The following is a 16837-nucleotide window of genomic DNA, read 5'->3' as shown; positions in this document are numbered from 1 at the left end:
TATCACTTCCTTTCATCTACACATTGAACAATATATTGCAACAATGCTTGTAATCTATCGTGTTCCTTTTCCAAATACAAATAACCAATGACCGCTTCTAGACCTGAACTTTTTCTATATGTTTGAATATCTGTATTTTTAGCCTTGGTATAACTTTTAGCATTTCTACCTCTGCGCACAACATCAAGTTCTACGTCAGTAAACCAGTCAGCTTCAGTCAGTTGTTCTAATGTTTGCGCCTGACTTTTAGCAGAAACATAACGTTTTGCTTCTTGGTGTAAACGATTGGGTTTAGCTTTAAGTTTCAATACAATATACTCTCTTACATGCTGATCTAACACTGCGTCACCCATATATGCTAGTGTAAGTGGATTTAATAATTTATTATCCATGTTAGCCTCGCTTAAATCTCACACCTTGTGCAGTATCTTCTAAAATGATATTTTGCGCTTTTAATTCATCACGAATTTCATCTGCACGTGCAAAGTCTTTATTTTTTCTCGCAGTATTACGCTCTTCAATCAATGCTTCTATGTCAGCATCTAATAATACATCTGATTCTTTTCCTTTAAGTGGTACACCTAATACATCACTAAATATTTGGTATACTTCTTTAAAACGATTTAATACAGTGCTAGAAGTAGTGTTTTCTAATACATATTTGTTTGCTAATTTTGCTAAATCATACCATGCTGTGATTGCATTAGCCGTATTGAAATCATCATTCATAACTGTTTCAAATTGTTCAAGCACTTTATCGATTGCTTCGCTATATTCTGATTGCTCGATAACATCTGTTGCAATTGCTTCTCTTTCCACTATAGCTTCATAGCTATTTCTGATACGTTCCAAACCACTTTTCGCTGCTTCTACAAGTTCCATATTATAATTAATTGGACTTCTGTAATGGACACTAATCATAAAGAAACGTAGCACATCAGGATCAATTTGTTTGATGATGTCATGTACTAACACGAAATTACCTAATGATTTACTCATTTTCTCATTATCAATATTTATAAAGCCATTATGCATCCAATATGTTGCAAATGGGGCATGGTTGTGTGCTTCTGATTGTGCTATTTCATTCTCATGGTGTGGGAATTGTAAATCACTACCGCCAGCATGAATATCAATAGTAGCACCTAATTCGTGATAAGCCATAACTGAACATTCAATATGCCATCCTGGTCTTCCTTCACCAAACGGACTATCCCAACTGATTTCACCTGGCTTCGCTTTCTTCCATAACGTAAAGTCTAAGGCATCCTCTTTCTGTTCACCTTGTTCAATACGAGCGCCAACTTTCAGATCATTTAATGACTGATGACTTAATTTACCATAACCTTCAAACTTTCTTGTTCTAAAGTAAACGTCTCCTCCACTTTCATATGCATAACCTTCATCAACTAACTCTTTAATAAATTGAATAATATCGTCCATGTGATTCATTACACGTGGATTAGAAGTGGCTTGTTTAACATTTAATGCCCCTACATCTTCATGGAATGCTTTGATATAACGGTCAGCAATATCTGGTACTGGTTCGTTTAATTCTTGCGAACGTTTGATTAACTTATCATCAACATCAGTGAAGTTTGAGACATATATCACTTCATACCCTTGATATTCAAAGTATCTTCTTACTACATCATAATTGATAGCTGGTCTTGCATTCCCAATGTGAATATAGTTATAGACAGTAGGTCCACAAACATACATTTTAACCTTACCTGGTTCAATAGGCTTAAACGTCTCTTTTTGACGTGTGAGCGTATTATATAATGTAATCATCTTGTATCTCTCCATTTCTCGTTTTCTCAAGTTGTTTCTCTAATTCTTTTAATTGCTCGTAAATTGGATCTGGTAAATTTCTATGGTCAAATGTTTTACCAATACGTTTACCATCTTGCTTTACAATATGTCCTGGTATACCAACTACAGTAGAATAGCTTGGTACAGATTCTAACACAACTGAATTGGCACCAATATTTACGTCAGATTCAATCTTGATATTACCTAACACTTTAGCACCAGCTGCAATTAATACATTATCTCCAATGTCTGGATGACGCTTACCTTTTTCTTTACCCGTACCACCTAATGTCACACCTTGATATATAGTAACATTATCTCCAATACGACAAGTCTCTCCAATGACTACCCCCATACCGTGGTCGATAAATAATCGTTTACCTATTTGTGCGCCTGGGTGAATTTCTATCCCTGTAAAAAATCGTGCTACTTGTGAAATCAATCTCGCTGTAACAAATTTTTTCCTTTTATATAATTCATGTGCGATTAAATGACTCCAAACTGCATGTATGCCCGCATAAGAAGTAACAACTTCTAATGTACTACGTGCTGCTGGATCTTGTTCAAACACCATATTTATATCATCTTTTATCCGTTTCAAAATCTTAAACAAGATTGCTACCTCCCTATCAAAAAAGCACCTCTAACACATTTGTTAGAGGCGCTTTTGCACGGTTCCACTCTCATTTTCTATAAGCTAACGCCTTATATTGTGTAAATACTACAATAATTATAGACTACTTATATTCTCGTCAATGCTAATTCAATTCTAAACACAAAGGTGCATTCAATAATTACAATGATGTGCTCACAGCAACCGCACACTCTCTGTACATTGATGGTTATCTACTAATCCTTCGCTAATTCAATTCTAATCATATGCCGTTTAGTGTTATTTTTCAAGTAAAATTTTACTACTATACGATGTTTACACAGCTAAAAAATGCTTTGACTTAAACGTATTTCTTTAATCGTGATAACACTTTGTCTTTACCTAGCACTTCAATCGTGTTTGGTAATTCAGGTCCATGCATTTGTCCAGTAACAGCAACACGGATTGGCATAAATAATTGCTTACCTTTAATACCTGTTTCCTTTTGAACAGCTTTGATTGTTTGTTTAATTTCTGCTGCTTCAAATGGCTCAAGCGCCTCAAGTTTACTGTATAAGTGCGACATTAATTCAGGAACTTGTTCACCATCGATAACTTCTTGCTCATCTGCACCTAATACTTGTTCATCACGGAAGAACAGTTCAGATAATGGTACAATTTCACCTGCGTAGCTCATTTCTTTTTGATAAAGTGCAACTAATTTACGTCCCCAAGCTAATTCTGACTCACTTGGATTTTCAGGAAGTAATTCTGCTTTAATCAAATGAGGTAGAGCAAGTTCGAATACTGTATTAGTATCCTTTTGTTTCATATATTGATTGTTAACCCATGCTAATTTCTGTTTGTCGAAAAATGCTGGAGATTTTGATAAACGCTTTTCATCAAATATCTTAATAAACTCTTCTGGTGAATAAATTTCATCTTCACCTTCTGGAGACCAACCTAATAATGTAATAAAGTTGAATAACGCTTCTGGTAAATATCCAAGATCACGATACTGCTCAATAAATTGTAAGATTTGACCGTCTCTCTTACTTAATTTTTTGCGCTCTTCATTTACAATTAATGACATATGTGCAAAACGTGGTGCTTCCCAACCGAATGTTTCATAAATCATCAATTGCTTTGGTGTATTTGAAATGTGGTCATCCCCACGAATTACGTCAGAGATTTCCATATAGTGGTCGTCTACTGCAACTGCAAAGTTATATGTTGGCACGCCATCTTTTTTGACGATAACCCAATCTCCAATATTATTTGAATCAAATGAAATTTCACCTTTAACCATGTCATCAAATGAGAAAGTTGTGTCCTTTGGTACACGGAAACGAATTGATGGCTTACGACCTTCTGCTTCAAATTGTTGGCGCTCTTCTTCAGTTAAGTGGGCATGTTTACCACCGTAACGAGGCATTTCACCACGTTCAATTTGTTGTTGACGCTCTTCTTCTAACTCTTCTTCCGTCATGTAACATTTATACGCCTTATCTTCATCTAACAGTTGTTGAATAAGTGGATTGTAAATTTCAGCACGCTCAGATTGGCGATATGGCCCATATCCTTTGTCTTTATCTATAGACTCATCCCATTCAATACCTAACCATTTTAAATTTTCAAATTGAGATGATTCACCATCAGTAAGGTTACGCTTACTATCTGTATCTTCAATTCGAATCACAAAATCTCCATCATAATGTTTAGCAAATAGATAGTTAAATAATGCAGTTCTTGCATTACCAATATGCAAATAACCTGTCGGACTTGGTGCATATCTGACTCTTACACGATCACTCATTATGTTCACTCCTGTTTAATAATTTAGTATTTGTTAATACTCACTTGTATTCTAAAATTTATTCTGAACACACATTAAAAATAGTTAAACGCAACAGAAGACTAGTAACATTTACTTCTACAACACGTTCAACCATTATCAATTTGTTTATTCATTCGCTTAATTATCATAGCATGATGAATTTCAAAGTGCCACTATACACTTAATACTAAGTTCTAATTTAGAAACACAACGCTACTACGATACATAACAATACAATTTCGCTATCTATTGTAGCACTTTCAAGGTTATTATGGTATCACTCTGCTTAAATTCCCTTGTAATTCCTCTTACAAGTAGCAATAATAGGACACAATAACAATAAAAGGTTTGATGTGAAATTGTAACAACCTATGCTACACTTTCACATCAAACCTTCAAGAAAATTAAGCCAGTTTTTTTGCAAAGATAATTCTTCCAGAAGAAGTTTGCAATAAACTAATGACTTCTATATTTATATGTTCACCAACATGTTTTTTAGCATTATCAACAACAACCATCGTACCATCATCTAAATAACCTACAGCTTGTCCAGCTTCTTTTCCCATCTTGGTTAACAACAAACTGAATTGATCTCCCTGATGTACAGAAGGTTTTATCGCTTCTGATAAGTCATTGACATTTAATGCTTGAATCCCATGGACATGACATACTTTATTTAAATTGAAATCTGTCGTAATAATATGCGCTCTATAATGTTGTGCTAACTTTATCAACATAGCATCGATATCACTATGAGATTTAGTTGGGTGAATGATTCGAGTCGGATATTTAGTATCATACAAACTATTTAAAATATCTAAACCACGTTGTCCTTTTTCCCTTTTCACACTATCGTTTGCGTCTGCAATTACTTGCAACTCATTAATCACACCTTGAGGAATTAAGATTTCCCCATCAATAAAACCACATTCAATAATATCTAGTATTCTACCATCGATGATTGCACTTGTATCAATCACTTTAGGTACAGCATTGCGTGCATTGATTGACATTGAACGCGCCATATTTTCCGGTAAAAACAATAGCATTTCATCACGCTTTCTAAGTCCAAACTGAAATCCTAAATAACCCAGAATAATTGTCACAATAACAGGCACAAAATGATTTAATACTGTATTTCCAATAATTTGGAAAATAAATGAAATCATTACTGAAATTAATAAACCGATAATTAATCCGATTGTTGCAAATAGAATTTCAATGGCACTTCTACGCATAATAGCCTGTTCAAGCTCTTTCATAGCTAGTGTTGCTTTACCAATAAACCATCCAAATATTAAAAAGAATATAACTATCCCTAACAAACCATTAAAATAGTTGTTAGTGAGTAGTGTGAATTTACTCAAACCTGCATCAACAATGATTTCTGGTATGAGATACACACCTAAACTTGCACCGAGTATAACGTAGCACAAGATAATAATGAGTCTTAACACGTTCAAGTTTAACTCTCCTCTCTCAAGAAAATCATACAGATTCCAATAATGGTTATCTGTATGTTTTAGAAATTTACTGTTTGTTAATAGCATACTTCAATGCTTCATGTACACTTTTAACACCTATTACCTTTATGCCTTCTGGGAATTGCCAACCGCCAATATTCGTTTCCGGAATAATAACTCTTTTAAATCCGAGTTTAGCCGCTTCTTGAACACGCTGTTCTATACGCGATACTCTTCTCACTTCGCCAGTCAAACCTACTTCACCTATAAAGCAATCTAAACCATCAACAGCCAAATCTTTAAAGCTCGACGCTGTTGCAACGATTATCCCTAAATCGACGGCAGGTTCAGTCAATCGAACACCGCCTGCAACTTTAATATATGCATCTTGTTGCTGTAAAAGATAATTCTCCTTTTTTTCTAGCACTGCCATAAGGAGGCTAAGTCTATTATGGTCTATCCCTGTTGCCATTCTTCTAGGGTTATTAAATGTTGTAGGCGTCACTAACGCCTGCACTTCAATTAATAATGGTCTAGTGCCTTCCATTGTAGAAACTATGGTCGAACCTGGAACATTGGTAGAACGTTCCTCTAAAAACATTTCTGAAGGATTCTTAACACCTTTCAACCCACTTTGCTTCATTTCAAAAATACCCATCTCATTTGTCGAACCGAATCTATTTTTCACAGCTCGCAATATGCGGTACGCGTGATGTTCATCACCTTCGAAATAAAGCACCGTATCCACCATATGCTCTAACAAACGAGGTCCAGCAATTTGCCCTTCCTTCGTCACATGTCCAACGATAAAAGTCGCGATATTCATCTGCTTTGCGATATTCATCAAACTTTGTGTACTTTCTCTGACTTGGGATACCGAACCTGGTGCCGAATTAATTTCAGGATGGAATATTGTTTGAATTGAATCCACAACGAGCAAATCCGGTTTCAATTGTTTAACAGTTTCGTGAATGACTTCTAAATCTGTTTCAGCAAATACATTGAGCTGGCTTGAATCTTCATCTAATCTTTCAGCTCTTAATTTAGTTTGGTTGAGTGATTCCTCACCTGTTATATAGAGTACATTATAGGATTGTGATAAAGCCGCACATACTTGTAGTAACAATGTTGACTTCCCAATACCTGGATCCCCACCGATGAGCACTAAAGAACCATTAACGATTCCTCCACCAAGCACTCTGTTAAATTCAGCTGATTTGCTGATAATTCTAGGTGTATTCTCGTGTTGAATATCATTTAATTTTTGTACCTTTGCAACATTATCACGGCTACGCACGCCATGTTTAGGACTCGCTGCCTTTTGTTCAACGATTTCCTCCATCTGATTCCAGCCACCACAATTCGGACATTTCCCCATCCATTTAGGCGACTGATACCCACATGCCATACATTCAAAAATCACTTTCTTTTTGGCCAAATTCGCACCTCCAACTTTCTATGAACAAATCTATTTTAAACCTCTACTTGCTTAATGACAAACTTTATTCTCATTCCATTTATTTTTTGAACAATTACTATATTATTTATAGTATTTCTATTTATGATATTCATTTTCGCAGAAAGTTATTTTAATAAGTTACCACGTTATCGCGTGTTGTGCCAACTATATATAAGTTCTTTGCATTAATTAATTTCACTCATGTTGATAATAAGTCTATATTAATTGCCTAGTTTCATGTCAAGGCAACATCGACAAAGCTTCATCGATGTCTTAAATCTTTCACTATTTTGTGCATTCTAAATTTTAAAATAAGAAAAGTGACTAACCAATTTCATAATCACAGGAAATTAGCTAGTCACTTCTTTAGTATATCGTACAGCTAAATTATAGTCATTCACTATAATTGTACTGCACATTAAGCTTTACGATTCAGTTGTTTCTTTATCTTGTTCTGTTGGAACTCTATCAGTTATATCATACTTATATTCTTTTCCATCGTAATCAATATTTACGTTTTTACCTTCAATTTGATTACCGTCTAAGATTAATTCACTCAAATTATCTTCAACTGTTTTTTGAATTGCACGAATTAGAGGTCTTGCACCATATTCTGGATCATAACCTTCTTCAGCAATTTTTTCTTTCGCAGCTTCAGTTACGTGAATATTGATATCTTGTTCAGACAAACGATTTGTCAATTTATTCACCATCATTGTAACGATTTCTTTTAATTCGTCTTTAGATAGTTTATGGAATACGATAATATCATCAACACGGTTTAAGAATTCTGGACGGAAAGCATTTTTTAATTCTTTCATCATCGTCTTGCGAATTGTTTCATAGTCTTCACCTTCTGATGCGCCACCAAAACCAGCAAAGCGTTGATCTTGTAATTCTTGTGCACCGACGTTTGAAGTCATAATGATTACCGTATTTCGGAAGTCAACACGACGACCTTTAGTATCTGTTAAATGTCCATCATCTAATACTTGTAATAAGATATTGAAGACATCAGGATGTGCTTTTTCAATTTCATCGAATAAGATAACTGAATAAGGTTTACGTCTTACTTTTTCTGTTAATTGACCACCATCATCATGACCTACATAGCCTGGAGGTGCTCCGACTAAACGACTCACAGCATGTTTCTCCATGAACTCACTCATATCAACACGAATCATCGCGTCATCTTCACCAAACATTGACTCAGCCAATGCTCGAGCAAGTTCTGTCTTACCTACACCCGTTGGTCCTAAGAAGATAAAGCTACCAATTGGACGTTTAGGATCTTTCAATCCTGCACGAGCACGTCTCACAGCTTTACTAATAGAATTAACAGCGTCTTTTTGACCGATAACTCTTTCATGAAGCGTACCTTCTAAGTTTAATAGGCGATCAGATTCAGTTTCGTTAATTTTTGTTAATGGAATACCAGTCCAACCAGCGATAACTTCACCGATATCATCTTCTGAAAGTGAAGTATTTTCACCGTTTTGTGTGTTTTTCCATTTATTCTTAGCATCTTCATATTGTTTTTCTAATTTAGTTTGTTTATCGCGAAGATTAGCTGCATTTTCAAATTCTTGAGCATGAACAGCTGCATCTTTTTCATTTTTCACTTGTTCAATTTCTTGCTCGATTTCTTTTAAGTTAGGTGGTGTTGTATGACTTTTAAGTCTAACTTTTGAACTTGCTTCATCAATTAAGTCAATTGCTTTATCTGGTAAGAAACGATCAGATACATAACGGTCACTTAATTTAGCAGCTGATACAAGTGCTTGATCTGAAATCGTAATGCGGTGATGCGCTTCATAGCGATCACGTAAACCTTTTAAGATTTCAATTGTATCTTCTACTGTTGGCTCATCAACTTGCACAGGTTGGAAACGACGTTCTAGCGCAGCATCCTTTTCAATGTTCTTACGATATTCGTCTAATGTTGTCGCACCGATACATTGTAGTTCTCCACGTGCAAGTGCTGGTTTTAAGATGTTTGATGCATCAATTGCACCTTCTGCACCACCTGCACCTACTAGTGTATGCAACTCATCGATGAATAAGATAACATTACCAGCTTGATGAATTTCTTCCATAACTTTTTTCAAGCGCTCTTCAAATTCACCACGGTATTTTGTTCCGGCAACAACTGTACCCATATCTAGTGACATGACACGTTTGCCTTTCAATGTTTCAGGTACTTCATTGTTAACGATTGCTTGAGCTAAACCTTCTGCAATTGCAGTTTTACCTACACCTGGTTCCCCGATTAATACTGGGTTATTCTTTGTACGACGACTTAATACTTCAATAACTCTAGTGATTTCTTTATCTCTACCAATAACAGGATCTAATGTACCATCCTTTGCAATTACTGTTAAGTCACGTGCAAGTCCATCGAGTGTTGGTGTGTTATTTGATTTATTTGCTTGTGCATTTTTATTACTCATTTCTGGACTACCTAAAGCTTTCACAACTTGCGCGCGTGCTTTTGTAATATTTAAATCTAAGTTTGCAAATACGCGAGCAGCGACACCTTCATTTTCACGAATTAAACCAAGTAAAATATGTTCAGTGCCAACAAAGTTATGATGTAACTTTCTAGCTTCATCCATTGATAATTCAATTACTTTCTTTGCTCTTGGTGTGTAATGTAACGCACCCATTTGCTCTTGTCCTTGACCTATAAGCTTTTCAACTTCTTCTACTACCTTTTCTTCAGTAATATCAAAGGATTCTAAAACTTTAGCAGCAATACCTTCTGGTTCTTTCATTAAACCTAAAAGTAAGTGCTCTGTTCCAATATTTGAATGATTTAATCGAATTGCTTCCTCTTGGGCGTGTGCTAATACGCGTTGCGCACGCTCTGTCAATCTACCAAATAGCATATAACATGACCTCCTAAACGATATGTTCTCTCAATATATCCGCTCTTTTTTCATTCACGGTTCTCTCGTCTTCTTCATCTAATAAGAATGGTGATTGTATCGCAATCATCAACTCATTAAATTTGAAGTCTTTCAATTCAATATAGCCTAAATCAATGCCAAGTTTCACTTCACTTAATCTTAACGAAGCTTCCTCCATTGATATGAGTCTACTATATTTCAAAATTCCTAACGATCGATAAACTCTATCTAACGTTTCCGTATGATTATGTTCATTTAATCGTTCACGAATCTGTAATTCTTCATTTATAATTTGTTGAACCACTTCAGTTAAACTCTCAATTATTGCTTCTTCATTTTTACCTAATGTCAATTGATTCGAAATTTGGTATATATGACCATAAACTTGAGAGCCTTCCCCATATATACCCCTAATCGTAAAACCAAATCTATTAATCGTTTGAGCAATACGATTCATTCGTTTCATTATCGATAATCCTGGTAAATGCAACATCACACTTGCTCTCATACCCGTTCCGATATTTGTAGGACAAGTTGTGAGATAACCTAGGTGTTCATCAAAGCTAATATCAACTGCCTTATCAAGTTCGTCATCTAGATGAGATGCTTTCTCGAAAAGTGATTTCAATGATAAATCATTACCCATTGCTTGTATACGAATATGATCTTCTTCGTTTACCATTACACTAAGTGACTCATCATCATTGAGTAATACCGCTGAAGCTGGCTGTCTTATTAACTCTGGACTTATAAGATGTTTCGCAACAAGTTTATACTTGCTCTGTTGATCCATCGTATCCAAACGTTGAATCGACAAATCTGGAAGCGCATCTTGTACTTCATTTATCACTCTAAATCCATCTTGTTCTGATGGAAACATAAGTGGGTGCACATGATTCTCTAAATTTCTTGCCAAACGAATCCTCGATGACATGACAACTGGACTTTCCTCTTTATCACGCATCCATTCACTCATATAAGGACTAATATAATCTTTACTCATCGCGGCTCACCTCACTGTCCGCTTTTAGTGCCTTGATCTCATCTCGAACAACAGCTGCTTCTTCAAAGTTTTGCTCTTCGATTAACTTATTGAGGTGTTCTGACTTTTCCTCAATTTGTTTCTTTAATGCTAACTTTCTATATGATGAACGAGGTGTTTTCCCAGTGTGTTCAAATTGGCCACCTTGTACTCGTCGCACTATATCAACAATGTCATCTTTGAAAGTTGCATAGCAGTCTGCACAACCAAATTTACCGACATGTGCGATATCTTTAAGTGTCATGCGACAAGTTGGACATCGTTTTGCTTCTTTAAAAGCTACTTCATCAAATTCAATTCCGTGTTTAGCTGCTAAATGCTGTAAAATTTGTTTAACAACAAATGCACCTTCAATATCATCTTGAGACTGAAGTTGTTGATTCTGCGTCCATGGATTTCCTCCCTGAGCACAAGTTGAACAAACCCATTTCTCATTCACGCCATCTTGTCCTTTAACTGCTAACTTAACTTCCGCTTCATTTAAATGACAATTCTCACATAGCACGACCAAACACCTCACTTTACTTTAATAATAATTAATCACAGGTAATAAACGTTTAAGAATATTTGCTCTGATAATATCTCTAGCAATTACATCCATCTTCAACGTTTCCCTATCAATAACTGCTTGAATCATTTTTGCTTCTCTCTCGTTGATATAAGATTTGTCTAACAAACCATCTATAATATAATACGCTTGTTGTTGTGAAATTGAAGGTCCAATTAATTGAAGTAGATGGTTAATATACCCAGTTTCATCTTTGTTTTCAATTTTAGTGATTCGGATATAACCACCGCCACCTCGTTTACTTTCAATTTCATAACCATGTTCATTAGTAAAACGTGTTTTGATTACATAATTTAATTGCGAAGGCACACAGTCGAAACGTTGTGCAATATTTGCACGTTGGATTTCCACCACGTCTTCATTGGCGTCTTCAAATAATTTTTTAATGTACTGTTCTATGATGTCGGACATGTTGTGCATGATTATCACCTCTTTTGACCTTCTTTGACTATATTATATGACCAACTTTGACCTTTTTCAACCAATATGTTTGAAAAATTTTTGATTAATGATGTTCAGAGACTGATATTTTATTGTATTATAGGTATTAAGAAAAAATAAAAGGGATGAAAAAATTATGCACATTATCATTGGATTAATTGGAATTGCTGTATTTTTAGGACTAGCTTTCCTTTTTAGTTCTGACAAAAAGAAAGTACGTTGGCAATACGTTGGTCTGTTACTTGTTATTCAACTTGTATTTGCGTTTATTTTACTTAAAACTAAATTCGGTATTACAGTTATCGGCGCTATATCTGATGGATTCAATTATCTATTAGCTAAAGCTGCAGAAGGGGTTAATTTCGTTTTTGGCGGATTTGAATTCGTAGATCCTAAAAACCCACCTTTCTTCTTTAACGTGTTATTACCAATTGTATTTATTTCGGCACTAATCGGTATCTTACAATATACGAGAATCTTACCTTGGATTATTAATGTTTTAGGCTTAGCTATTTCTAAGATTAATGGAATGGGACGCTTAGAATCTTATAATGCAGTAGCTGCAGCAATCCTTGGGCAATCAGAAGTGTTTATTTCACTGAAAAAGGAACTGGCACACATTCCAAGTCAACGTTTATATACATTGACTGCTTCAGCAATGTCGACAGTTTCTGCTTCAATCATCGGCGCATATTTCACATTAATTGAACCACGCTATGTCGTTACTGCTGTTGTATTAAACTTATTTGGTGGTTTCATTATCGCTTCAATCATCAATCCTTACAAAGTTGATGCAAAGGAAGATAAATTAATCGTAGAAGAAAGTGAAGCTGGGAAACAATCTTTCTTCGAGATGCTAGGTGAATATATCCTTGATGGATTTAAAGTCGCAATTATCGTAGGTGCAATGTTAATTGGGTACATTGCTATCATTGCATTATTAAATGGCGTTGTTAGTGCTATCTTCACTGCAGTTAGCGGTGGTAGTATCACATGGGATTTCCAAACATTAATTGGGTTTGTTTTTGCACCATTTGCATTCTTAATTGGCGTACCTTGGCACGATGCTGTACAAGCTGGTTCAATTATGGCAACTAAATTATTATCAAATGAATTCGTTGCAATGCAAAGCTTAAGTAAGACAAAGGAAATTAGTGATCACGCTAAAGGTGTAATCTCTGTATTCGTTGTTTCTTTTGCTAACTTCAGTTCAATTGGAATTATTTCTGGAGCTATAAAATCACTTAACAGTGAAAAAGGTGACGTAGTTGCACGTTTTGGCTTAAAATTACTTTTCGGTGCAACATTAGTATCATTTATTTCTGCAGCAATTGCAGGATTCTTCATTTAATAAGCAACAAAAAAGCAGTTTGGTTAATTAACCAAACTGCTTTTTTTATTATACTTTTTCAACAGTAGTAGGTGCTACGATGTGATCAATAAAATATTGAGTGACTCTATAATCATCAGTTAATTCTGGATGGAATGAAACACCCAAATAACGTCCCTCTTGAACTGCCACAATCTTCTCACCCACAACACTTAACACTTTCGTTTCACCGTGAGCTTCTACAATATGAGGCGCTCTTATAAATACACCTTCAATATCTTTCGCAATCCCAGCTACATCTAACTCACTTTCAAAGCTATCTACTTGTCTACCAAATGAATTACGTTCAACTGTGATATCTAATTTATTTAGGTAACCTTCCTCGCCTACAATATCTTGTGCTAACACAATTAAACCTGCACATGTGCCAAACATAGGTAAAGTAGATTGTTGTAACGCTTCTTTAAAACCGTATAAGTTCATCAATCGACGCAATGTAGTAGATTCGCCACCTGGTAAAATCAATCCGTCAATTTCTGCTAATTGCTCTACACGCTTTACAGCTACACCTTCATGTCCACTGAGTTCAATATGTCTGATATGCTCTCGCACAGCACCTTGCAATGCTAGTACACCAATTTTCATATTACCATCCACGCTCTTGCATACGTTCTTCTAATGATAATTCATTGATGTCTAAACCTTTCATTGCTGTGCCTAATTCTTTAGCTAGACGACCAATCAATTCATAATCTTGATAATGCGTTGTAGCTTGAACAATTGCTTTTGCAAATTTTTCAGGATCTTCTGATTTGAAAATACCAGAACCAACGAACACGCCATCCGCACCTAATTCCATCATTAATGCAGCATCTTGAGGAGTTGCTACACCACCTGCAGCAAAGTTAACTACTGGTAAACGACCATTGTCTTTAATTGCTTTTAAAACATCATATGGTGCTCCAATGTTTTTAGCCTCAGTCATAATTTCATCATCGTTCATTACAGTTAAACGACTAACTTCCGCATTTACTTGACGCATGTGTCTCACTGCTTCAACGATATTTCCTGTACCTGGCTCACCTTTAGTACGTAACATCGCAGAACCTTCACCAATTCTTCTAGCAGCTTCTCCTAAATTACGGCAACCACATACAAATGGTACAGTGAATGCATCTTTACGTAAATGATACTCTTCGTCAGCTGGCGTTAAAACTTCAGATTCGTCGATATAGTCAACACCCATAGATTCTAATACACGTGCTTCAGTAATATGACCGATACGTGCTTTTGCCATAACAGGAATTGAAACAGCATTCATAACTTCCTCTACAATTTTAGGATTAGCCATACGTGCTACACCACCTGCAGCTCTTATATCAGAAGGTACACGTTCTAATGCCATTACCGCAACGGCACCTGCTTCTTCTGCAATTTTAGCTTGTTCTGCATTAACAACGTCCATAATAACGCCGCCTTTTTGCATTTCAGCCATTCCTCTTTTTACTCTTTCTGATCCAGTAACTTTAGACATGAATAAATTACCCCTTTACTTAGTTGATTAAATTCATTTTAAAAGATAAACTGGTATTTAAAAAGGTACAATTTTAAAATATTTCAAGGGGTCAGTTAAATGCCTAATAAACATCTTTATCTCAATTTATATGAAAATTTAAAACAGCAAATCATCGAAGGCCAATACCAATCTGATGATAAATTTCCATCTAAGAGAGCTTTGAGCCAGCATCTATCAATCAGTCATACAACAATAGAACATGCATATCAACTACTTTTAGATGAAGGCTATATTTATTCCAAGCCACGATCAGGATACTTCGTGTCCGACATTGAAACCTTACCTATTATTAATCGCAATGCTACACATTTAAATGAATCACCAAATCAAACTAACGCATATAGCTCTAATGAAGTTAGTAATAATGAAAATAACAATGAAACTTTGGCGTTTAACTTATCAGAAATAGATGCAGAATATTTTCCAATGAAACAATTTAGAAAATATGCTAGAGACGCCTTCGAAGATGATCAACTATCACTATTACAACGTACAAACCCAAAAGGAGAATGGCAATTGAGACAAGAAATTGCACATTACCTTTTTAATAGTCGTGGGGTAACGTGTCATCCAGAACAAATAATAATTGGTTCTTCAACTGAACAACTGATTAATTTAGTGACAGACATTCTAAATAAACCACAATTTTATATTGAAAATCCGAGTTATCCCCCAATTAAAAAAATACTAGATAAAAAACAAATCAAGTATAAACAAATTACAGTAGAAAAAACCGGTATTGCTTTAGAGGCATTTAAGAAATTCAATCACAATGTTGCATATGTCACTCCATCACATCAATTCCCTACTGGGTATGTAATGAATTTAAAAAAGCGTACCCAACTCATTCAATGGGCACAACAAAGTGAACAGCGTTATATAATTGAAGATGATTATGACTCGGAATTTCGTTACTTCGGCAAACCCATCCCTGCATTACAAAGTTTAGATACTAAAGACAAAGTGATATATATCAGTACTTTTTCAAAATCTCTTTATCCAAGTTGTCGAATGGCTTATTTAGTACTCCCCAAAAATCTTTGTTCAAGATACGATACACTTTCCAATAAAGAAAGTAATACCGTCCCAACTCATTTGCAAAAAATGGTAGCTAGCTTTATGGAATCAGGTAGTTTTGAACGCCATTTAAATAAAATGAGGAAAGTATATAAGGCTAAATTGAAATTCATAATTGATGCACTCACACCTTACCAAGAACAATTAGAAGTCAACGGTGCATTTGCTGGCATGCATTTCACCTTAACAGTAAGAAATGGTCTTACATTAGAAGAGTGCTTAAAGAGAGCAAAACAAAATAACCTAAAAATCATACCATTTAATGAATATGATCAAAACTTACAAGATGTAAAATTTATATTAGGATTCGGTGGAATCCCATTTTCAAAACTTGAAATTCATACACAAGCTTTAATTAAGACTTTAATTAAGAAATAATTAAAATAATAAAATAAATTGAGGTTAGTAATACTTAAGTTAAGCGCTTAGGATATAAAAAAAGAGACATGACGGTCTCGGCTCATCGCATCTCTGCTTGCCTGTATAGTACCACTTATTACAGCTTTTTTTACATCATATCTATTAGTCTATGTACTAAGATTTCTATTTTCTATCTTTTTAGTTTAGTGGTACTTATATAAGCGCTTTAGCTCTTATATTCCACTTATCCTACTCTTGCGGAACGTAAGTCTGCTACCATCGGCGCTATGGAGCTTTTCTGACATGTAGTCAAGCGCTCACATCTTTCCTCATTTTCTCTTTCTCCTCTTTCACTTACCACTTGTAAG

Annotated in this window: 14 protein-coding genes; 2 read left to right on the top strand and 12 right to left on the bottom strand. The window is 35.2% G+C overall.

Annotation, left to right across the window (positions count from 1 at the left end; translation table 11 throughout):
• Positions 1–2: 2 nt before the first annotated feature.
• The 10 genes from SH09_RS02025 to SH09_RS01980 form a co-directional block, all read right to left on the bottom strand.
• Entirely contained in the window at positions 3–392 is a 390-nt protein-coding gene (locus SH09_RS02025; protein ID WP_042737955.1) for a Mini-ribonuclease 3, read from the bottom strand.
• Between the two features lies 1 nt (position 393).
• Entirely contained in the window at positions 394–1794 is a 1401-nt protein-coding gene (gene cysS, locus SH09_RS02020; RefSeq protein ID WP_042737954.1) for a cysteine--tRNA ligase, read from the bottom strand.
• Positions 1778–2419, bottom strand: coding sequence for a serine O-acetyltransferase (gene cysE / locus SH09_RS02015; RefSeq protein WP_042738251.1), 642 nt, complete (start codon positions 2417–2419; stop codon positions 1778–1780). Before cysE ends, cysS begins: the two co-directional genes overlap by 17 nt.
• Before the next feature lie 349 nt (positions 2420–2768).
• Positions 2769–4223, bottom strand: coding sequence for a glutamate--tRNA ligase (gene gltX / locus SH09_RS02010; protein WP_042737953.1), 1455 nt, complete (start codon positions 4221–4223; stop codon positions 2769–2771).
• Positions 4224–4648: 425 nt separating this feature from the next.
• Positions 4649–5707 (bottom strand): PIN/TRAM domain-containing protein, encoded by a 1059-nt coding sequence (locus tag SH09_RS02005; protein ID WP_042737952.1) that lies wholly within the window; start codon positions 5705–5707, stop codon positions 4649–4651.
• Between the two features lie 67 nt (positions 5708–5774).
• A complete protein-coding gene (radA, locus tag SH09_RS02000; RefSeq protein WP_042737951.1) occupies positions 5775–7145 on the bottom strand; it encodes a DNA repair protein RadA in 1371 nt (456 codons plus the stop codon).
• Positions 7146–7591: 446 nt separating this feature from the next.
• Positions 7592–10054 carry an ATP-dependent Clp protease ATP-binding subunit gene (locus tag SH09_RS01995; protein WP_042737950.1) on the bottom strand — a complete coding sequence of 821 codons (2463 nt, stop codon included), beginning with the start codon at positions 10052–10054 and terminating at the stop codon, positions 7592–7594.
• Between the two features lie 13 nt (positions 10055–10067).
• On the bottom strand, positions 10068–11078 hold the full coding sequence (locus SH09_RS01990) for a protein arginine kinase (RefSeq protein WP_042737949.1): 1011 nt from the start codon (positions 11076–11078) through the stop codon (positions 10068–10070).
• A complete protein-coding gene (locus SH09_RS01985; protein WP_042737948.1) occupies positions 11071–11622 on the bottom strand; it encodes a UvrB/UvrC motif-containing protein in 552 nt (183 codons plus the stop codon). Before SH09_RS01985 ends, SH09_RS01990 begins: the two co-directional genes overlap by 8 nt.
• 21 nt (positions 11623–11643) lie before the next feature.
• Positions 11644–12105, bottom strand: a complete 462-nt coding sequence (locus SH09_RS01980; protein WP_042737947.1) for a CtsR family transcriptional regulator — start codon at positions 12103–12105, stop codon at positions 11644–11646.
• A 157-nt stretch (positions 12106–12262) separates the two neighbouring features.
• Between SH09_RS01980 and SH09_RS01975 the strand changes: the two genes are divergently transcribed.
• A complete protein-coding gene (locus SH09_RS01975; RefSeq protein ID WP_042737946.1) occupies positions 12263–13477 on the top strand; it encodes a NupC/NupG family nucleoside CNT transporter in 1215 nt (404 codons plus the stop codon).
• A gap of 48 nt (positions 13478–13525) precedes the next feature.
• On the opposite strand, the gene pdxT is transcribed toward SH09_RS01975, so the two are convergent.
• Positions 13526–14101, bottom strand: coding sequence for a pyridoxal 5'-phosphate synthase glutaminase subunit PdxT (gene pdxT, locus SH09_RS01970; RefSeq protein ID WP_042737945.1), 576 nt, complete (start codon positions 14099–14101; stop codon positions 13526–13528).
• Between the two features lies 1 nt (position 14102).
• A complete protein-coding gene (pdxS, locus tag SH09_RS01965) occupies positions 14103–14990 on the bottom strand; it encodes a pyridoxal 5'-phosphate synthase lyase subunit PdxS (RefSeq protein WP_042737944.1) in 888 nt (295 codons plus the stop codon).
• Between the two features lie 99 nt (positions 14991–15089).
• On the opposite strand from pdxS, the gene pdxR reads away from it, so the two are divergent.
• Positions 15090–16487 carry a MocR-like pyridoxine biosynthesis transcription factor PdxR gene (pdxR, locus tag SH09_RS01960; protein ID WP_042737943.1) on the top strand — a complete coding sequence of 466 codons (1398 nt, stop codon included), beginning with the start codon at positions 15090–15092 and terminating at the stop codon, positions 16485–16487.
• The last annotated feature ends 350 nt before the right edge of the window (positions 16488–16837 follow it).

This window comes from Staphylococcus gallinarum, assembly GCF_000875895.1.
GTDB classification, from domain to species: domain Bacteria; phylum Bacillota; class Bacilli; order Staphylococcales; family Staphylococcaceae; genus Staphylococcus; species Staphylococcus gallinarum.
The sequence above is the reverse complement of the archived record's forward strand: the minus strand, read 5'-3'. Positions and strand labels throughout refer to the sequence as shown.